This window comes from Pseudophaeobacter flagellatus (assembly GCF_021228235.1).
Taxonomy (GTDB): Bacteria; Pseudomonadota; Alphaproteobacteria; order Rhodobacterales; family Rhodobacteraceae; genus Pseudophaeobacter; species Pseudophaeobacter flagellatus.
Map to the genome: position 1 here is coordinate 717,121 of NZ_JAJQRG010000001.1, position 20,721 is coordinate 737,841.

Here is a 20,721-nt window from a genome sequence, read left to right on the forward strand (position 1 = left end):
TACCCAATGGACGGCACAGTTCTTGTCGCTGATGATGACCGCACTATCCGCACTGTATTGACGCAGGCCCTGACCCGTGCAGGCTGTCGGGTGCACGCGACCTCCTCGCTGACCACATTGATGCGCTGGGTTGCCGAAGGAAAGGGGGATGTGGTGATTTCAGATGTCGTCATGCCTGATGGCAATGGCTTGGAAATGCTGCCCAAGATCGCCCAAGATCGCCCGGGGCTTCCGGTTATCGTTATTTCGGCGCAAAACACTATCATGACAGCGATCAAGGCCGCCGAAGCAGAGGCCTATGACTATTTGCCAAAACCCTTTGACCTGCCGGAGCTGATGAAGCGCACCGCCAAGGCTATGGCGGAATCGCGCAAATCTCCCAGCGGCTCCACCGTAGAAGATCACGAGCGCCCGGAGGATTTGCCGCTGATTGGCCGCACCGAGGTCATGCAGGCGCTCTACCGTCTGATTGCACGGGTGATGAACACCGATATGCCGCTGATGATCACCGGCGAGAGCGGCACAGGAAAATCACTGATCGCCCGTGCTGTGCATGATTTTTCCGATCGCCGTACCCTGCCGTTTGTGACCGCGTCGGAAAGCGATCTGATGGCGCTGGAAGGGCCGGCGCGGCTGCTGGCCGAGGTCAAGGGGGGGACCCTGTTGATTGATGAGCTGGTTGATTTGCCGGATGAGGCGCAGGCGCGCTTGGTGCGGATGATGGATTCCCCTGGCACCCATGCGCCACGCATTATGGCGACCAGCCAAAAGGACCCTGCCGTTGCGATGGAAAACGGCACGCTGCGCCAGGATCTTTACTATCGGATGTCCGGCACCGAACTGGGGGTTCCCAGCCTGCGTGAGAGGGTCGAAGACATTGCTCTGCTGGCGGCACATTTCCTGGTTAAGGCCGAAAATGACGGCGCGCCGCATCGTTACTTCAGCGATGAAGCAAGCGAGATGATGCGCCACTGCGCCTGGCCCGGAAACGTGCGGCAATTGGAAAATATCGTTCGCCGCCTTGCGCTTACCGCGCGAAGTGAAGAAATTTCGCGCGCCGAAGTTGCCGCAGCTCTGGGGCCCAAAACCGATGCGGGGCCGGTCATTGGCGGCGCGGTGAATGAAAAGCTGACCGATTCTATCGCGCGCCATTTGCAGCGCTATTTTGATCTACACGGCGACATCCTGCCCCCACCGGGTCTCTATGCCCGGATCCTGCGCGAGGTTGAGGCACCTTTGATCGAGATTGCCCTGTCTGCAACAGGCGGAAATCAGGCGAAATGCGCCGAGTTACTGGGCATCAACCGGAATACTTTGAGAAAGAAGATTACGGATCTGGATATAGAGGTGACACGGCGCCGCAAACTGATGTAATATCGCCACAGAGCTGTGGTTCGCGGGTATTCGTCCTGTTTGCAACCACGACATATGGCGGTTGACCACGGCGGTCACACATCAGAATGAGGGTGGCGCGTGGCGCAAAGGTCACATCTATGGAGCGGCTATAGGCCATTTTTGGCCTTGGACCGGTGGCGTAAGACGCGCCAGGCTCGCAATATCGGCACCCTTGGAATGGTTCTGCTGGGGCCATTGTTGGCACTGCTGACCTTTCTCATTTTTGGCCCGCTGGGTCATGGGGCCTCGTCACGGCCGCTGCGACTGATCCTGTTGGCGGATATGGTCTATATCATGGCCATCGCGGTGCTGGTGCTGACCCAGATTGTGCGGCTGTTTGCGGCTCGGCGCTCTAAATCGGCGGGATCTCGCCTGCACTTGCGGTTGATTGGTGCCTTTGGCTTTCTGGCGCTGGGGCCGACTGTGATTGTCGCGGTTTTTGCTGTGCTGACGGTGAATGTCGGGCTGGAGGGCTGGTTTTCACAGCGGGTGCGTCAGGTGATCGGCAGCTCTTTGTCCGCCGCCGAGGCCTATCAGGAAGAGCAGCGCCGCGATATTGCCACCGATGCCCAGGCCCTGGCACGGTTTCTTGATCAAAGCCGCAGCCAGAGTTTCTACATCAATGATGCCGAGCTGCGTCAGGTCTTGACCCAGGGGCAGCTGCAGATCCAGCGCGGGCTGCGCGAGGCCTATGTCATCGACGGGACTGGTCGTATTCGCGCCCGTGGTGAACGATCCTATGAATTTGATTTTGAACGTCCCAGTGCCGAGGATCTTGCCCGCGCCAGCAGCAATCCCGAAGGCGTCGCCATCATTCAGGATTGGGACAATAACGAGTTCCGCGCCCTGGTGAGGTTGAGCGCATTTGTTGATCGCTTCCTCTACATCAGCCGCGATGTTGATGGCACCCTACTGAATTTGCTGGATGAAACCCAGGAAACGGCTCTCTTGTACCAGCAGCTGGAGAAAGAGCGCGGTCGCGTGCTGTTTGAATTTGGTCTGCTTTATATCGGCTTTGCGGTGATATTGATTTTGGCGGCCATGTGGCTGGCGATCTGGTTTGCTGAACGTCTGTCCCGGCCTGTGGGGCGCTTGACCATTGCGGCCCAGCGGGTCGGCGGTGGTGATCTGAATGTTCAGGTCCCCGAGGAAAACGGCGGCGATGAAATTTCGCAATTGGGTCATTACTTCAACCAGATGACGCGGGAATTGCGGGCTCAACGCGCCACCCTGCTGGAAAATACTAACCAGATCGAGCGGCGGCGGCGGTTGTTTGACTCGGTGCTGTCTTCGGTAACCTCTGGCGTGGTGGGGCTGGATGATGCGGGTAAGATCACCTTTGTGAACCGTTCGGCCGAGCGGCTGCTTGACTGGCACGAAGACCAGCAATCTCTGGATCTGTCGGTGGCGATCCCCGAATTCGGCCCATTGTTTGCAACCCTGCTGGCCAGCGGCGGCGAGGCAGAACAGGGGGAGGTCAAGGTCAGCCGTCAGGGGCAGCTGGAAAACCTGCTGGTGCGCATGTCGCGGCGGCGCGCAGATGATGGCCGTCTGGAAGGCTATGTTGTGGCCTTTGACGATGTGACCGATCTGGTCAGTGCCCAGCGCATGGCAGCCTGGGGCGATGTGGCGCGCCGTATCGCGCATGAAATCAAGAATCCGCTGACCCCTATCCAGCTGAGCGCGGAGCGGATCAAACGTAAGTTTGCGCCAATGCTGGGCGAAGAAAATAGCGACCAGCTTCAATCCATGACCGATGTGATTGTACGCCAGACCAATGATCTGCGGCGTATCGTCAACGAGTTTTCAAAATTCGCGCGTATGCCGGAACCAGAGCGGCGCGAGGAAGACCTGGTGACGCTGGTACGGGATGCTGTGACATTGCAGCAGACTGGCCAGCCCGACGTCAAGATCACCGCGGATCTGCCGGATACGCCGCTTTGTGCGGACCTGGATGCAACCATGATTGGCCAGGCCCTGACCAATCTGATCAAGAACGCAGGCGAAGCCATTGTAACCCTGCGCCAAAAGAAGCCCGACATCCCGGTCGTGCCGGAAATTCGCATCGCCCTGCAGCAGCAGCCGACTGGCGGCTATGAGGTAACGATTGCGGACAATGGCATTGGTCTGCCAGAGGATCGCGCCCGGCTATTTGAACCCTATGTGACCACGCGCAACGAAGGTACCGGCTTGGGGCTTCCTATCGTGAAAAAGATCATCGAAGAACATGGCGGCACGCTTTCTCTTGAAGATGCGCCGCTTTTTGAAGGGCACCAGCATGCTGGTGCCATGGCAGTTATTCGCCTGCCCGCAGCTGCCAGCACGGGCCAGGTAAACCGGAATACAGTGAAAGCAGGTCTGACATGAGTGACATTCTGATTGTTGATGATGAACGTGACATTCGCGAGTTGATTTCCGATATCCTGGAGGATGAAGGCTATGCGACGCGAAAGGCGGGGACCTCGGATGAGTGCATGGAGCAGCTCAGCCAAGAGCTGCCATCGCTGCTGATCCTGGATATCTGGCTCAAAGACAGCGAGATGGATGGCATCGATATCCTGAAAACGGTGAAACGCGATAGCCCCGAGGTGCCGGTGGTGATCATCTCTGGCCATGGGAATATAGAAATCGCTGTCGCGGCGATCAAACAGGGGGCTTATGACTTCATTGAAAAGCCCTTTAATATTGATCAATTGATGGTGGTTATCCGACGCGCAATGGAGGCCTCGCAGCTGCGGCGTGAAAATACCGATCTGCGCCGCAAAGAGACCGGTAGTTCTGAAATGGTCGGTTCTTCTGCTGCCTTCCGCGGGTTGATTTCGCAGCTGGACAAGGTGACCAAATCCAATGGTCGCGTCATGCTCAGCGGTCCGGCCGGCAGTGGCAAGGAAATCGCTGCACGCTATATTCACACACATTCGGCCCGCGCCGCCGCGCCTTTTATCACCGCCAGTTGCGCCGCTATCGAGCCTGAGCGCATGGAAGAGGTGCTATTTGGCCGTGAATCCAGCGAGCGGGGCATAGAGCCGGGCCTGCTGGAACAGGCCAATGGCGGGGTGATCTTCTTTGACGAGGTGGCGGATATGCCGCTTGGCACCCAGTCCAAAATCCTCCGGGTGCTGGTGGATCAGCAATTCCAACGGGTTGGGGGCAGCGACAAGCTGCGCGTCGATCTACGGGTGATTTCGGCTACCAACAAGGATCTTGAGGCTGAAATCAACGCTGACCGCTTTCGCCAGGAACTGTATCATCGCCTGAATGTTGTGCCGATCGAGGTACCCTCGCTGGCGGATCGGCGCGAAGATATTCCGCAGTTGGCAGAGTATTTCATCTCTCAGTTCAATGAAATCCAGGGCCTGCCGCTGCGGGCGCTGGCGGATGAGGCCGTCGCTCTGATGCAGACCATGACCTGGCCGGGCAATGTGCGCCAGCTGAAGAATATGGTGGAACGGGTGTTGATCCTGGGCGAAGGCACTGGCCCGATCGAGGCCAAGGATCTGCCGCGTGAAGAAGAAAAAGCAACTGATGATGGCCGGGTGGTGCTCTCGGGGGCGCTTGCGACATTGCCGCTGCGCGAAGCCCGCGAAGCCTTTGAACGCGAATACCTGCTGACGCAGATCAACCGGTTTGGCGGCAATATCAGCCGGACCGCGTCTTTTGTCGGGATGGAGCGCTCGGCGCTGCACCGCAAATTGAAGTCGCTTGGGGTGGTGACCTCTAACAAGACGGGGGCCCGTGTGGCCCATGTCGAAAAGGAAGAGGACCTCGTCTAGGGCAGGATGCGCAAAAGAGGGGCTTGGTTTCGCGCAACAAAAACATGCGAAACCAAATAAGGAGAGCCAGTCACCAATAGGGAGAACCCGTCACGTGAATGCAAATGAACGCGACACTCTCTCAGGGCAGATTGAATGTGGCGGGCCCTCTTGCGCTGACCAGAGAGCATAGGCAGGGCAATGCCCCACCGACTTAGAGAGAAGGCCGACCTTGCGAGAAGAGAGAAATGGCCCCGGTTTCGGGGGCATTTTGACATCAGTTGCCTTATTGTCTCCGCGTCAATGCGGCAGGGACAGTGAGGCAGTGTCAGAGGGCGGGCAAAATCACGGTGCGGCCATCCTTTTGGCGCAGGGCACAGGATTCAGGCGTTAGGCCGTGACCCGGTCTTGTCCCATTCGGCTGCGCCTGAAGGCTGGCGATTTGCTGCTGGCTACAGCGTGGCAGCTCTATCTTCTGATATCCACTTGTCGCCATGCAGCGCTGTTCAAGCTGTTGGCGCAGGCCTTGGTTTACATCCACCGTATAGCTGCCGCCATCCACCCAATACCCAGGTCGTGCCCAGCAGCTGCCATTGGCGCAGTGCCGGGAGCCGGGATAATACACCGGTGGGCGTTGACGGAGCTGATTGGCGACGGGGGCCTGTTTCAGGGATTGAACCTGGCAGGAGAGCGTCGCATCCTGAGTCTGAGCCTGATTGTGTCCGGCATTGTAATAGACGGGAAGGGGGCCACAGGCTGTAAGACCAAGCAGCAGCAGTGTAAAAGCGGTGACACGAGTTCCATGTATCATGCCAGTACTTTGCGCCATCTTCGCCAAAGTTACAATTGATTTGACCCCTCCGGTGGCTTCTGTCATGCAAAACTGGCAAAATGGCGCCCAAGGGACAATGGCATGAAAGTGATTATTTGTGGCGCAGGCCAGGTCGGCTGGCAGATTGCGCGCCACCTCTCTGCTGAACAAAACGATGTGACGGTTGTGGATAGTAACCCTGAACTGGTGCGACGGGCGACCGATACGCTGGATGTGCAGGGGGTCGCGGGCTTTGCTTCTTATCCGGATGTGCTGGATCGGGCCGGGGCGCGGGATGCCGATATGATCATCGCAGCGACCCATTCGGATGAGGTGAATATGGTCACATGTCAGGTGGCCCATTCAGTCTTTTCGATCCAGCGCAAAATAGCCCGTCTGCGTGCCCGTAGCTATCTGAATGCAATCTATTCCGATCTGTATCGGCGCGAGCATCTGCCCATTGATGTGGTGATCAGCCCTGAACGCGAGGTGGCCGCTGCGGCGATGCAACGCCTGTCGGCACCCGCCGCCTTTGATACCGAGATCTTTATGGGGGGCAAGGCGCAGCTCTTGGGTATTCAAATCGACGAAAACTGCCCGGTGGTGAATACGCCGCTGCGCCAGTTGACGGATCTGTTTTCCACCCTGCGCGCCATTGTTGTCGGGGTGCGGCGTGACGGAACCCTGTTTGCGCCAGAGCCAGGGGACCAACTGTTCGTTGGCGATAGCTGCTATGTCTTTGCCCATGCAGAGGATGTGAATCGCACCATCGAAGTCTTTGGCAAGGTTGAGAAACGTCAGGATCGTGTGGTGATCGTTGGCGGCGGCAACGTCGGGCTAGAGGTTGCCAAGGCGCTGGAAAGTGGCACCAGCCGCATTCGCGCCAAGATGATCGAGAAAAACCGCAGGTGCGCCGAAATCGCCGCCGAGGCGCTGGAACGTACCATTGTGCTGAATGGCGATGGTCTGGATCGCGGGCTGATGATTGAGGCCGGCATTGATCGCGCCGATGCAATGCTGGCGGTGACCGATGATGACAAAACCAATATGCTGGCCGCGGTGCGCGCCAAGGCCGAGGGTTGCCCCTTTGTTATTGCGTTGATTAATGACCCCACGCTGTTGCCGCTGCTGAAGCCTTTGGGGATTGATGCTTTTATCAACCCGCGCGCTACTACCGTCAGTTCGATCCTGCGCCATATCCGCTATGGCCGGGTGCGGCAGGTCTATAGCATTGGCGATGCCGAGGCAGAGGTGATCGAGGCAGAGGTCATGGGTACCTCTCCGATGGCCGGGCGGATCATCCGCGAAATCGACTTCCCCGAAGGCGTTCTAGTTGGCGCAGTTCTGAGGGACGGTGAGGTGCTGCGCCCGTCAGGTGGGTTCAAGATTGAAGAGGGTGATGTCATTGCGCTCTTTGCTATGGCGGATGACGTCCCCGAGGTGGAGCGTTTGATGCAGGTTTCCATCGACTATTTCTAGTATGGGACGGCGCAACAAAACCCCCTATCGGATCTTGCGCTTGCCGCTGTTCCTGTTGATCTGGTGCCTGGCTTCGCTGGCCATGTGGGTGCCGGCGGTGCATGCTCTGGCGCTGAACGATCATCTGACCTCTCGGGCGTTTTTCTATACGGGTGTTCTGGGGCTGTTTCTGGTTGCGCTGGCGGGCCTGTCACTGGGTAATCGGGTGCCGCGCTATGGCATGCCAGGGCAGTTGCTGTCGCTATTGGCGACCTTTGTGGTCTTGCCCTTGTTTCTGGCGGTTCCGGTGCAGGAATCCCTGCGTAACACCAGTTTCCTGAACGCCTATTTTGATATGGTGAGTGCGGTTACCACCACTGGCGCCGATATTTACGCCGATCCGGGGCGGCTGCCGGACAGTGTGCATCTGTGGCGCGCGATGGTAGCCTGGCTTGGTGGCTTACTGATGTGGGTCGCTGCCTCGGCGGTGCTGGCACCACTGTCGCTGGGTGGCTTTGAGGTCACCGCAAGAGGCGAACCGGGCGGTGGCAGCGATGCTCCTCCGCAGGCCCAGAACAGCGACCCCAGGCAGCGGTTGATTCTGATCTCCGTTACCCTGGCACCGGTTTATGCTGGTCTGACGCTGGCGCTGTGGATCCTGTTGATCATCACCGGAGAGACACCGTTGGTTGGCTTGACCCATGCGATGTCGGTGCTGTCGACCTCGGGGATTTCGGCGGTGGGCGGCACTGAAAACGCCGGGTCTGGCATTGCTGGCGAGATGGTGATGTTCCTGTTCATGTTCTTTGCCCTGTCCCGGCTGACTTTTTCCAATGATACGGTCACCGTGGGCTCTGGCCGACTGGACAAGGATCCAGAATTCAGAACCGGTGTCTTGATCGTTCTGATCATGCCGATGGTGTTGTTTCTGTGGCACCTGCTATCCACCTTTGAGGTGGGCGGGCAGACCGAACCGCTGCAGGCGCTGCGCTCACTCTGGGGTGGGGTATTTACCGTCATGTCGTTTCTGTCCACCACGGGCTTTGAAAGCGCCGATTGGCAGACCTCTCAGCAATGGTCGGGGTTGCAGACACCGGGGATGATCCTGCTAGGGTTGTCGGTGATCGGGGGCGGGGTTGCCACTACCGCCGGCGGGGTCAAGCTGCTGCGGGTCTATGCGCTCTATCTCAATGGCATGCGCGAGATGGAACGCCTGGTGCATCCCTCGTCAGTCAGCGGTGCAGGCAGTGGCAACAAGCGCATTCAGCGCAATGGGGCCTTTGTCGCCTGGGTGTTCTTTATGCTGTTTGCGCTGTCTTTGGCGTTGATCAGCATTGCGCTCTCGGCGGTGGGCAGTGATTTTGAGCATTCGCTGATCCTGGCGATTGCATCCCTGTCCACCACGGGGCCACTGGTGGAAATTGCTGGCAATGAACCCATCATTCTGACCATTCTGTCGCCCATCGCCAAGCTGATCCTGTGTTTTGCTATGATCCTTGGGCGTCTTGAAACACTGGCAATTATTGCACTTTTGTCGCCAAATTTCTGGCGCAGCTAGGGCACCATCTTGTCGCTTGGGCAAAAAACGGTGTTTTTCGGGTGGAAACTGGCAAAATCTGCAGTCATAGTTGTTTGCAATTAGCCAGGCTGGTCCGCAGTCTGGTGCAAGAACAAAGGCGAGAGAAAATACTATGGCTTCGGACAGACAGAATTTGCAGGATGCCTTCCTTAATCACGTTCGCAAAACCAAGGTTCCGGTGACAATTTTCCTGATCAATGGCGTCAAGCTGCAAGGGGTTATCACCTGGTTTGACAATTTCTGCGTACTGCTGCGCCGGGATGGCCAGTCTCAGTTGGTGTATAAACACGCGATTTCCACCATCATGCCAGCCCAGCCCATCAGCCTATATGAAGGCGAAGACGCCTCTTGATGGAGCATGACAGGATTCGCACCCGAGCTTGGGTGCTTCATCCGGATATCAAATCGGATCAGGGGCGTCGCCCCGCTGAACCTGCCCTGGCAGAAGGCGTCGCCTTGGCCGAGGCGCTACCTGACCTTGATGTTGTCGGTTCCGGTGTTGTGCGGCTGCCCAAGGCCCATGCAGGCATGCTGTTTGGCTCTGGTAAAATTGAAGAGCTGAAGGGGCTGTTGCAAAGCAACGAGGTGGACCTGGTGCTGATTGATGGGCCGGTGTCGCCGGTTCAGCAGCGCAACCTTGAAAAGGCCTGGGACGTCAAAATCCTTGACCGGACCGGGCTGATTCTGGAAATTTTTTCGGATCGTGCCCGCACCCGCGAAGGTGTGTTGCAGGTGGAAATGGCAGCGCTCAACTATCAGCGCACCCGTCTGGTGCGGGCCTGGACCCACCTGGAACGTCAGCGTGGTGGGCTTGGCTTTGTCGGTGGCCCCGGCGAAACCCAGATCGAAGCGGACAGGCGCGCGATTGATGACCAGTTGGTCAACCTGCGCAGGCAGCTGGCCAAGGTGGTGAAAACCCGCAGTCTACACCGGGCCGCGCGGGCGAAGATCCCGTTCCCGATTGTGGCTTTGGTGGGCTATACCAATGCTGGCAAATCAACGCTGTTCAACCGGTTGACCGGGGCCAATGTCATGGCAAAGGACATGCTGTTTGCCACCCTGGATCCAACCATGCGCCGGGTGGAAATGCCCGATGGGCCAGAGGTGATTCTGTCTGATACCGTTGGCTTTATCTCGGATCTGCCGACCGAACTGGTTGCGGCCTTCCGCGCCACATTGGAAGAGGTGCTGTCCGCTGATGTGATTTTGCATGTGCGTGACATCAGCCACGAGGACAGCCAGAATCAGGCCAATGATGTGGCGGCGATCCTGGCGACCCTGGGGGTGGATGAAAACCGCGCCCAGATCGAAGTCTGGAACAAACTGGATCAGCTGCCCGAAGATGTGGCCGAAGCTCGCCGCCAGCGTGCTGCGCGCGAAGATGGGATCCATGCGATCTCGGCCCTGACCGGCGAAGGGATCGACGCCCTGCTTGCGGATGTCGCCGTCAAACTGGAAGGGGTGCGTCATGTCGAAAGCTTTACGCTGCCCTTTTCCGACGGCAAGAAGCGCGCTTGGCTGTTCCGTCAGGATGTGGTTACCAGCGAAGAACAAACCGAAGAGGGCTTTGCCCTGACTGTGCGCTGGACAGACAAGCAAAAGGCGCAGTTCAACGCCATCTAATGCAAAATGATATCCCGAGGCCCGTCGCAGGAATGCACATGAATGCGACAGGCCCTAGGCACAGCCAGACATGTTGAAAAGAAAGAGCGCAGGGGTAAACCTGCGCTCTTTTTGCGTTATGCGGGGGCTGCACTTGGCGGATCAGTTTCGCGGTTGAATAACCGTCACCCCCACGGCGGCGGCGCGGGCCAGGTCTTCATCCAGCGACATCGGCACATATTCGCCGCGACGCCATAGCTGCGCCATGTCATCATAATTGCGCGACAGGAAATGCCCGGATTGCCCCGTCGCCAGAATGAACAAGGAACTGTCAGGGTCCGCAAAATCATAGACCCCGCGATAACCGGCAGCGTGAATGTTCCGAAAGGGCGTGGGATCCTGACCCGAGGTCAGGCCGCGCTGCAGAGTATTGTCGCCTCCACTGGTGGACTGGCGAATATTGACAAAAAACCGCAGTATCGGCACCCCTCCTAGGGTTTCATGATCATGGGTTGCCTGATGCGCATCCCCCCAGCGCAGCGATTCCAGTGCGGTACCATAGCGTGCCTCGATCCAGATCAGCGCATCATCCAGCGCTAGGCGAGCCATGTCAGTGCAGGTTTCACGTGGCGCGCTTTGGCGCACATCACACCAGATCCCGGCGCCTTCAATATCGCGGTAGACCCGTTCGATAAACAGGGGATCCACCTGGCTGTAGGCGCTGGCCAGTGGCCCCAGGTCATCGGCAATCAGCCGCGTCTGCAAGGCCCGCAGCCAGGCCGCATAGAGCAGCGGTTCGGGCAGGTGCTCGTTCATCTCGCCATTCCATTCCGACAAGAGCGACAGGGCGATCTGGCGTTGCCGCGTGCGGCTGCCTTCTTCAGCGGTTTCGCCGGTAAACCACAGATCCGCACCGATCACGGGCAACAAAGAGCGCGCAGTATAGGAAACCGTATCAAGCTGTGCCTCCATGAAACTGTCGCGGGTATGGACTTCGCGGTTTTGCATAAGGCGGCGCCAACGATTGATCCGCTGGGTATCGCCCCAAAGGTAAGAGACATGGTTGGGAAAGGGACGTTCCAGGATCTTGTTGTTGGTATTGCCCAGAATACCACCACGCGGGCTGATGAATTCGGGGTTGGCCGCATAGGGGACCCGCCCTAGCCAGCGGTTTTCGCGCAGCCAGCCCTGACTGGGTAGGCGACCCTTGCTGTGATGGCGGGCATCGCGGGCCGGAAAGGCACCGATGGTTTTCTGGGCGATGGTCTGCTGATCCGCCAGCACGAGGTTCTGCGAGGGCGCTATGAAACCCTCTGCCACAGAAATGGCCTCTGCCACGCGGGAAGCGCGCATCAAGCCAATTGCCGCCGTCATCGAGGTATCCTGCGGGTCCAGCGCGGTCCAGGCGAGGCTGACCACATGCCCCGGCGGGGTAATGGTCGACAGATCAAACAAAGAGCCGGGAAGAATGGGGCCGTTTTCGCTCCAGCGCAGGGTCAGGGTGACGGGGGCACGATCCTTGATCTTGATGATAGAGGGGCGGCTGGTGAACTTGCGATAGCCCTGCGGGCTCAGATATTCCTCTGGGGTTTCAGGGTTGAGCTTTTCGATGAACAGGTCCTGATCATCCAGGTACGAAGCGGTAATGCCCCAGCCCAGATCTTCGGAGCGGCCCGACAGGATGGCGGGGATGCCAGGAATGGTGCCGCCGATGATGCCACCGGTGGCCAGCTCCATGCGGGCCAGATACCAGCTGCCCGGTGCGCTAAGCGTCAGATGTGGATCATTGGCCAGCAAAGTCCCACCAGAGGCAGAGCGGTTTGGCGCGGCGGCCCAGGCATTGGAGGCCCCTGAATGGCCACGCGGGGGCACCGGAAACAGGCTGTTGCCAAATGGGGTTTGGCTGTCGGGCGATACGGCGCTGTCTGGCGCTGTCAGGTTGGCATAGCGCGCCACATCGGGAAAGATCGCGGCATATTCCGGCAGGGCGGTGGTGCCCTTACCCGGCGCATCGGGCAGGATATCGCGTAGCCGGTCAGGATCGGTCAGAGCAAGAGAGGTGCGCGCCCGCAGTACCTCTTCCTGCAGATGGTTGGAAGATTTCAGCGCCATCAGCTTCATCAGTGCGATGCTGTCGGCGGGCTGCCAGGGCGACATTGGCATATTAAACAAGAACATCTCGGGCGCGCCGCGCCCCAGGGCCTCTTCGTTGATTTCCAGAAGACGTGCGTTCACCCCGGCAGAATAGGCCTTTAGGGCCTGACGGGTTTCTGGCGACTGCGCCGACACCGATTGCTGAGCCAGGCCATAAAGATCCAGGCGGCGCAAAAAGATATCAGTCTCAACCGTACGGGTGCCAAAAATCTCTGACAAGCGCCCCTGGGCGGTGCGCCGCATCACCGCCATCTGCCACAGACGATCCTGCGCATGGGCGTAGCCAAGGCCATAATAGACGTCTTCGTCGCTCGCGCCGTAGCTGCCAAAAATATGCGGCACATTGGCATTGTCGCGGACAATTTCCACCGGCGCAGACAGGCCTGGCAGGGCGATTTCCTTATCGTAGTCCGGCAGGGATTGCGCCGCCAGGTAGTAGGCCAGGCCGCTGGCCAAAAGCGCCAGAAGAATCAGTGCGGCGGCAAGCCGAAAGAGCCAGCGAAAAAGACGTGCCATTTGGGGCTTTTTTTCCTGTTTTTTGTGGCTTTGGCGTCTTGGGTGCAATTGCACCCCGCCGGACCGATGTTAGGGTATCCCCAACATAAGCCAGTTCAGAACAAGGGAAAAGCACATGACAAAAATCGCATTCTTGGGATTGGGGGTTATGGGGCATCCGATGGCCGGGCATCTGCAAGCTGCGGGTCACGAGGTCAGCGTTTACAACCGCACCACGGCCAAGGCCGAGTCCTGGGCCAAGGAACATGGCGGCAGCTTTGCCGCCACTCCGCGTGCCGCCGCCGAGGGGGCCGAATTTGTCATGTCTTGCGTCGGCAATGATGATGATCTGCGGGCGGTGTGCCTGGGTCCGGACGGGGCCTTTGCCGGCATGGCGTCGGGCAGTGTCTTTGTGGATCACACCACCGTGTCGGCCCAGGTCACGCGGGAACTCTACGCGGCGGCGGCACAGGCTGGGATTGCCTTTGTGGATGCACCGATTTCCGGCGGTCAGGCCGGGGCGGAAAACGGTGTACTGTCGGTCATGTGTGGCGGCGATGAGGCCCCATATGCGCGCGCAGAGCCGGTGATCGGCGCTTATGCGCGTATCTGTCGCCGCATTGGCGACAGCGGCGCGGGCCAGATGACCAAGATGTGCAACCAGATTGCCATCGCAGGCCTGGTGCAGGGCCTCAGCGAGGCGCTTCATTTTGCGGAAAAAGCTGGCCTTGATGGGCGTGCCGTGGTCGAGGTGATTAGTCAGGGCGCTGCCGGCAGCTGGCAGATGGCAAACCGCTCTGAAACCATGTTGGATGATCATTTTGAGCATGGCTTTGCGGTGGACTGGATGCGCAAGGATCTTGGCATCTGCCTGGATACTGCCAATGAAACCGGCGCAAGCCTTCCGGTCACGGCGCTGGTGGATCAGTTCTATAAGGATGTCCAGAAACTGGGCGGTGGCCGCTGGGATACATCGTCGCTGATCAAACGCTTGCGGGCGATGGGCTAACTCCCGACTACCGGGGTAAATGCAAAAATCGGCATAAAAATAGGGCGGTGCAGGATGTATCTGCGCCGCCCTGTTTGGTGATGGGGTATGGGCGGCGTTGTGCCGCCCATACCCCATTGTGTCGCCTAGGGGATGATGCGGGTGTATTTTGTGCCTTCCAGTGTGGCACCAATGCGCAGACCTGCCTGACCAAACACTGCGGCAAGTATCGGCGAGGTCAGCGTGTTGGTATCGGTAGAGATCGAATTTCCCTCATCGCGCACCACATATTCAAGATCTGCACCAGCCGCCCAGCCAGAGGACCGGCGAAAGCCGCTGAGGGCATCCTGGGTCATAAAGAACAGCACATGGGCATATTGTTGCGCGCCGATCTGCAAGCCGGCGTTGCCCTTGATGGTCGAATAGTAATCAACCGTTGCCCCATTGATGCGCAGGGCACCGCGCCCATAGGCGCCGCCGACAAAAAAGCCGGCCTCTGTCACCAGTGGCATCACCAGCATGCCGGTGGATTTTTCAGCCAGGGTTACGGTGTTGGGGTATAGACTATACATTTGGCTGAGCGTTGCATCGACACGGGCGTCGATGGTGGCGCCGTTGTTGGTGCCTACGCCATTGCCGCAGGCTGCGGTGACGCCTGCTCCGGCCAAAAGACTCAGGGAGAAACCGCGACGCGACATGCGGTCAAAAGATCTGCTGCTCATATTTCCAGTTGCCTGTCCTGGGGCGCTAGGGGCGGTCATGCAGCAGGGCTCAAGAATAATATGAGTGCCCATCACGCATGGCACCCCAAGCGGGGTTCAATAAAAGGCCGGTTTTCCGGCTCTGCGAGGATTATACGCCCATTTCGGCAATCTGTCATCACTTTGACGTCAGCGCCTGATGATGCGGGCGTTTTCTTGCCCTTGCGGTGGAAATTTCCCTGCTTGCGGTGATTAGCCGTTCAGGATCCGGGCGGCTTGTGGCGCAAAATAGCTCAGCACCCCGTCACAGCCTGCGCGTTTAAAGGCCATCAGGCTTTCCAGCATGACCTTTTCGCCATCAATCCAGCCGTTCTGCGCTGCCGCCTGGATCATCGCGTATTCGCCCGAGACCTGATAGGCAAATGTCGGGGTGCCAAAGGTGGATTTGACCCGGTGGCAGATATCCAGATAGGCGATGCCAGGTTTGACCATGACCATATCAGCCCCCTCTTGCAGGTCGCGTTCGACCAGGCGCAGCGCCTCATCCGAATTTCCGGGATCCATCTGATAGGTCTTTTTATCCCCCTGCAGCGCACCAGAGGCCCCAACGGCATCGCGGAAAGGCCCATAGTAGCCAGAGGCATATTTGGCGGAGTAAGACAGGATTGAGACATTGCGATGACCAGCGGTCTCTAGCGCGCGGCGCATCGCACCGATCCGGCCATCCATCATATCGGATGGGCCAATGATATCCGCCCCGGCATCGGCCTGGGCCATGGTCATCTTCACCAGCGCCTCTACTGTTTCGTCATTGAGGATTTCACCATCGACAACATAGCCGTCATGGCCGTTGATATTGTAAGGGTCCAGAGCCACATCGGTCATCACCGCGATTTCGGGCGCTGCCGCCTTGATGGCGCGAATGGCCTGGTTGCAGAGATTATCGGGATTCCAGGACTCGGCGCAGTCGGCGGTTTTCAGATCGGCATCGGTATAGGGAAACAGGCAGATCGCCGGAATACCCAGCGCCTGCGCCTCGCTGGCAGCCTCGGCCACCCGGTCGACAGAGCGGCGCATAACACCGGGCATAGAGGCCACCGGTTCTTCAATGCCTTGGCCTGACCGCACAAACACTGGCCAGATCAGATCTTCTGTTGTCAGGGTGTTTTCGCGTACCAGGCCACGGAGTGCGGGGCTGACCCGGGTGCGACGCAAACGGGCAGCGGGGAAGGGGGCGACTGTCGGCTTCATCGGGAACTCTTTGTTTTTCTTCTATACCTGTTGTGGGTCGCATGGAACCCAGGGCGCTGGCAAGTGGCACAATCGCCGCGCTTTGTTGGGATGCTTGGGGTCCCTGCCGCAGTGGGGCTTGTTTCGCCCCTGACATCGGGGGATATAGGCGCGAAGGTGAAGGGCCGAGTGTTGCGTTTCACGATACCTTGCGGGCGATTGCCCCGCTGCCCCGGCATGAAGAGAGGCGTCTGAGCTTTGAGTCTGTTTGAAACCCTGTCCGAGATGATTGATTTGCGGTCTTTTTCCAATCTTTGGTATTGGATCGCCCTGGCAATCATGTGGTCAACCCTGAGCCATCGGGTGCTGGGGGTGCCCTTTGATATGGTGCAGCGGGCGCGCAAATATGGGGGGCAATCGGCGCAGGATCTGGACGATATGGTGCGCATCAATGTGAACCGTTTGTTTTTTGTGGTGCGCTCTACCGGGGTCTGGCTGCTGGGCTTGGCCTGTTTTGTGTTGTCCGGGCTAGCAACCCTTGGGTTCCTGCTGAAGGTAGAGACGGCCCAGGCCATTTTCTTGCTGGTGTTTCCCATGTCGCTGGTTGTGCTGATTAACCTGGCAACCGCCCAGAAAATTACGCAGAACGACTACCGCGAAGAGGCGCTGTATCGGGCGCTTTCGATCTGTCGTGTCTGCGTGCAGTTTCTTGGCATGCTTTGCATTTTTGTCACCGCCTTGTGGGGCATGTATCAAAACCTGCATATCGGCCCTTTGGGGGGCTAAGAAAGGCCGCGCCCGGGCTGGCATTCAGGCCTTGACGCATCTATCTGGCATCACAGCTCTTCCCGCGGCAGGGAAATGGTCAGACAGGGCAAGCGGTCAGCAGTTAAAAGGAGAGGCGCACAATGGCGCAACGAGCAATCACCATGGGCGGCGCGCCCGAAGGGTTTGATGCCCGGCTGATCCTGGATGAATTGGCTAAATCCGGCCAACCCGTTTTGCATATCGCCCGTGATGACAAACGCATGGAGGCAATGCGCGCAGCCCTTGCCTTCTTTGCCCCGGAGATGCCGGTGATCATCTTTCCGGGCTGGGATTGCCTGCCCTATGATCGGGTCTCGCCCAACCCGAATGTGGCGGCCTCGCGTATGGCCTGTCTGGCGGCGTTGGTGCACCAGATGCCAAAGCAGTTTATCTTGCTGACCACGCTTAATGCTGCCAGTCAGCGGGTGCCAACGCGCGATGTGCTGCGCGCGGCGGCCTTTTCCGCCAGGGTGGACCAGCGGGTCGATGAAAAAGCCCTGCGCAATTTTCTGGTGCGTATGGGCTTTGTACAAAGCCCAACAGTGATGGAGCCGGGCGACTATGCCATTCGCGGTGGCATTATCGATATCTATCCGCCCGGCGATAGCGGCCCGGTGCGGCTCGACTTCTTTGGCGATGTGCTGGACGGGGTGCGCCGCTTTGATCCGGCAAGCCAGCGTACCACCGAAACCCTGGATCTGATTGAACTGGCCCCGGTGTCCGAGGTGATCCTGGATGAGGCGGCGATCACCAGATTCCGCCAAAACTATCGTATCGAATTTGGTGCCGCCGGAACCGATGACCCGCTGTATGAAGCGGTCAGCGCCGGGCGCAAGCACCAGGGGATCGAGCATTGGCTGCCGTTTTTCCACGACAAACTGGAAACCCTGTTTGACTATCTGCCGGGGGCCACACTGACACTTGATGATCAGGTGACACCGGCGCGGCTGGCGCGGTGGGAAAGTATTGAAGATCAATATGAAACCCGCAAGATCGCCATGCACCAAAAGGGGCGGTTGGATACGGTCTACAAACCCGCGCCCCCCGGTCTGCTCTATCTGGATGATGCTGCCTGGGAAGCGGCCGTATCTGACCATCGCCGGATCCAGCTTCACCCATTGGCGCAGGCCTCTGGGCCTGGGGTGGTGGATGCGGGCGGGCGCATCGGGCGCAATTTTGCGCCCGAGCGTCAGCAGGAAAGCATCAGTCTTTTTGGGGCTTTGGCCGACCATATTAAGGCGCGCCTGCAAGAGGGGCCGGTGATTGTTGCCTCTTATTCAGAGGGGGCGCGCGAACGTCTGACCGGCTTGATCGAAGATGAGGGACTGGCCGAAGTCATCCCGGTGATGGATGGTACGCGTATTGGTAACTCCGGTCTGCATCTGGCGGTCTGGGCACTGGAACATGGGTTCCAATCCGACAAAATGACGGTGATCTCAGAGCAGGATGTTCTGGGTGATCGCCTGATCCGGGCACCAAAGAAACGCCGCAAGGCCGAAAACTTCCTGACCGAGACCCAGTCTCTGAGCCCAGGCGATCTGGTGGTGCATGTGGATCACGGCATTGGCCGCTATCAGGGCATGGAGGTGGTGCGTGCCGCCGGGGCTGCGCATGAATGCCTGCTGCTGGAATATGCCGAAGAGTCCAAGCTCTACCTGCCAGTCGAAAACATCGAGCTCTTGTCAAAATACGGCCATGATGAGGCCTTCCTGGACCGTCTTGGCGGTGGTGCCTGGCAGGCGAAAAAGGCCAAGTTGAAAGAGCGCATTCGCGAAATGGCGGATAAGCTGATCCGCATCGCGGCTGAACGCGCCCTGCGCCGCGCCCCGGCGATGGATCCGCCACCGCACGCCTGGGAGGAATTTTCAGCCCGCTTCCCCTATCAGGAAACTGATGATCAGCTGCGCGCCATTGAGGATGTGATGGCGGATCTTACCTCTGGTCAGCCGATGGACCGGCTGATCTGCGGCGATGTAGGCTTTGGTAAAACCGAGGTTGCGATGCGCGCCGCCTTTGTGGCCGCGATGTCTGGCGTGCAGGTGGCGGTGATTGCACCGACCACTCTTTTGGCCCGTCAGCATGCGGCCTCTTTTACAGAACGTTTTCGTGGGTTCCCGTTGGAAGTCAGGCAGTTGTCGCGCTTTATCAGCGCCAAGGAGGCTGCGAAAACCCGTGAAGGTATGGCCAAGGGAACGGTTGATATCGTCATCGGCACCCATGCTTTGCTGGCGAAAAATATCCGCTTTAACAATCTTGGCCTGTTGATCATTGATGAAGAACAGCACTTTGGCGTTGGCCATAAGGAACGCCTCAAACAGCTGCGCTCTGACATTCATGTGCTGACGCTCACCGCAACCCCGATCCCGCGTACCCTGCAGCTCAGCCTGACGGGCGTGCGGGACCTGTCGATTATCGGGACCCCGCCGGTGGATCGCCTGGCCATCCGCACCTATGTTAGCGAATTTGATGCCGTCACCCTGCGTGAAGCCTTGCTACGCGAACATTATCGCGGCGGGCAGAGCTTTTATGTGGTGCCGCGTATTTCAGACCTGCCCGAGGTCGAAGATTTCCTGAAAGCACAACTGCCAGAGCTGAGCTACATCGTGGCGCATGGGCAGATGGCCGCCGGAGAGCTGGATGACCGGATGAATGCCTTTTATGACGGGAAGTATGACATCCTGCTGGCCACGACCATTGTGGAATCCGGTCTCGATATTCCCACGGCAAACACCATGGTGGTGCACCGGGCGGATATGTTTGGCCTGTCGCAGCTCTATCAGATCCGGGGCCGGGTGGGGCGTTCCAAGACGCGTGCCTATGCCTATCTGACCACCAAGCCGCGCCAGCGCCTCACGCCTGCAGCAGAAAAGCGCCTGCGGGTGCTGGGGTCATTGGATACGCTGGGAGCCGGCTTTACCCTGGCCAGCCAGGATCTGGATATTCGCGGAGCCGGCAATCTGCTGGGCGAAGAGCAGTCGGGCCAGATGCGCGATGTGGGGTATGAACTCTATCAATCCATGCTGGAAGAGGCGATCGCCAAGATCCGATCAGGTGAGCTGGAGGGCCTGTCTGACGCTGATGAGCAATGGGCGCCGCAGATCAATCTGGGCGTACCGGTGCTGATCCCAGAGGCCTATGTGCCCGACCTGGATGTGCGCCTTGGCCTGTATCGCCGCCTGTCGGGGCTGACAACCAAGGTGGAACTGGAAGGATTTGCCGCTGAACTGATCGACCGCTTTGGTAAATTGCCCAAAGAGGTCAATACCTTGATGCTGGTTGTTCGGATCAAGGCGATGTGCAAACGGGCGGGCATTTCCAAACTGGATGCTGGCCCCAAGGGCGCGACGCTGCAGTTTCACAACGATAAATTTGCCTCGCCGCAGGGGTTGGTTGATTTCATCCAGGGGCAAAATGGTCTGGCTAAGGTCAAGGACAACAAGATCGTGGTGCGCCGCGATTGGAAAAGGGACAGTGACAAGATCAAAGGGGCCTTTGCCATTGCCCGCGATCTGGCAGAGCGTTTGATTGCCGAGCGAAAAAAAGCCAAAGCCAAGGCCCATTGACGCTGCTTTGGATGAATGAAACTCGCCTTTAAGTAAATGTAATTTATTGAGAGATATTTTGATGCAAACAGTTTTGAAATTACTGCAATTTGTGGTGTTTTTGCTTTGGCCGCCTGCGCGACAAGTCAGAGTGTTCCAGATCAACAGGCGCTTGATAGCTGTTCAGAGAAAGTTGGTTTGACCCAG

The 20,721-nt window shown here is 58.5% G+C and carries 14 protein-coding genes; 10 read left to right on the top strand and 4 right to left on the bottom strand.

Going from position 1 to position 20,721, the window contains the following annotated elements:
* The first annotated feature begins 6 nt into the window (after positions 1-6).
* The 3 genes from LRK71_RS03415 (at position 7) to ntrX (ending at position 5,168) form a co-directional block, all read left to right on the top strand.
* Positions 7-1,374: a response regulator gene (locus tag LRK71_RS03415; RefSeq protein ID WP_232401069.1), complete on the top strand. Its 1,368-nt coding sequence runs from the start codon at positions 7-9 to the stop codon at positions 1,372-1,374.
* A 99-nt stretch (positions 1,375-1,473) separates the two neighbouring features.
* Positions 1,474-3,762 (top strand): sensor histidine kinase NtrY-like, encoded by a 2,289-nt coding sequence (locus LRK71_RS03420; RefSeq protein WP_232401072.1) that lies wholly within the window; start codon positions 1,474-1,476, stop codon positions 3,760-3,762.
* A complete protein-coding gene (gene ntrX / locus LRK71_RS03425; protein ID WP_232401073.1) occupies positions 3,759-5,168 on the top strand; it encodes a nitrogen assimilation response regulator NtrX in 1,410 nt (469 codons plus the stop codon). Before LRK71_RS03420 ends, ntrX begins: the two co-directional genes overlap by 4 nt.
* Positions 5,169-5,475: 307 nt before the next feature.
* On the opposite strand, the gene LRK71_RS03430 is transcribed toward ntrX, so the two are convergent.
* The gene (locus tag LRK71_RS03430) at positions 5,476-5,958 is read right to left on the bottom strand and encodes a hypothetical protein (protein ID WP_232401075.1); all 483 of its coding nucleotides are present in this window, start codon (positions 5,956-5,958) and stop codon (positions 5,476-5,478) included.
* A 102-nt stretch (positions 5,959-6,060) separates the two neighbouring features.
* Between LRK71_RS03430 and trkA the strand changes: the two genes are divergently transcribed.
* The 4 genes from trkA (at position 6,061) to hflX (ending at position 10,618) form a co-directional block, all read left to right on the top strand.
* Entirely contained in the window at positions 6,061-7,437 is a 1,377-nt protein-coding gene (gene trkA / locus LRK71_RS03435; protein ID WP_232401078.1) for a Trk system potassium transporter TrkA, read from the top strand.
* Position 7,438: 1 nt separating this feature from the next.
* Positions 7,439-8,974 carry a TrkH family potassium uptake protein gene (locus LRK71_RS03440; protein ID WP_232401080.1) on the top strand — a complete coding sequence of 512 codons (1,536 nt, stop codon included), beginning with the start codon at positions 7,439-7,441 and terminating at the stop codon, positions 8,972-8,974.
* Positions 8,975-9,107: 133 nt separating this feature from the next.
* A complete protein-coding gene (gene hfq / locus LRK71_RS03445; protein WP_008204623.1) occupies positions 9,108-9,347 on the top strand; it encodes an RNA chaperone Hfq in 240 nt (79 codons plus the stop codon).
* Positions 9,347-10,618 carry a GTPase HflX gene (gene hflX / locus LRK71_RS03450; RefSeq protein WP_232401082.1) on the top strand — a complete coding sequence of 424 codons (1,272 nt, stop codon included), beginning with the start codon at positions 9,347-9,349 and terminating at the stop codon, positions 10,616-10,618. Before hfq ends, hflX begins: the two co-directional genes overlap by 1 nt.
* A 141-nt stretch (positions 10,619-10,759) precedes the next feature.
* Here the strand turns inward: hflX and LRK71_RS03455 are convergent, their stop codons facing one another.
* On the bottom strand, positions 10,760-13,267 hold the full coding sequence (locus LRK71_RS03455) for a penicillin acylase family protein (protein ID WP_232401084.1): 2,508 nt from the start codon (positions 13,265-13,267) through the stop codon (positions 10,760-10,762).
* Positions 13,268-13,382: 115 nt separating this feature from the next.
* Between LRK71_RS03455 and LRK71_RS03460 the strand changes: the two genes are divergently transcribed.
* On the top strand, positions 13,383-14,255 hold the full coding sequence (locus LRK71_RS03460; RefSeq protein ID WP_232401086.1) for an NAD(P)-dependent oxidoreductase: 873 nt from the start codon (positions 13,383-13,385) through the stop codon (positions 14,253-14,255).
* A 125-nt stretch (positions 14,256-14,380) separates the two neighbouring features.
* Here the strand turns inward: LRK71_RS03460 and LRK71_RS03465 are convergent, their stop codons facing one another.
* Positions 14,381-14,956: a lipid-binding SYLF domain-containing protein gene (locus LRK71_RS03465; RefSeq protein ID WP_232401088.1), complete on the bottom strand. Its 576-nt coding sequence runs from the start codon at positions 14,954-14,956 to the stop codon at positions 14,381-14,383.
* Between the two features lie 231 nt (positions 14,957-15,187).
* Positions 15,188-16,186 (bottom strand): porphobilinogen synthase, encoded by a 999-nt coding sequence (gene hemB / locus LRK71_RS03470; RefSeq protein WP_232401090.1) that lies wholly within the window; start codon positions 16,184-16,186, stop codon positions 15,188-15,190.
* A 237-nt stretch (positions 16,187-16,423) separates the two neighbouring features.
* Between hemB and LRK71_RS03475 the strand changes: the two genes are divergently transcribed.
* Positions 16,424-16,951 carry a component of SufBCD complex gene (locus LRK71_RS03475; protein WP_232401092.1) on the top strand — a complete coding sequence of 176 codons (528 nt, stop codon included), beginning with the start codon at positions 16,424-16,426 and terminating at the stop codon, positions 16,949-16,951.
* Between the two features lie 122 nt (positions 16,952-17,073).
* Entirely contained in the window at positions 17,074-20,535 is a 3,462-nt protein-coding gene (gene mfd, locus LRK71_RS03480) for a transcription-repair coupling factor (RefSeq protein WP_232401094.1), read from the top strand.
* The last annotated feature ends 186 nt before the right edge of the window (positions 20,536-20,721 follow it).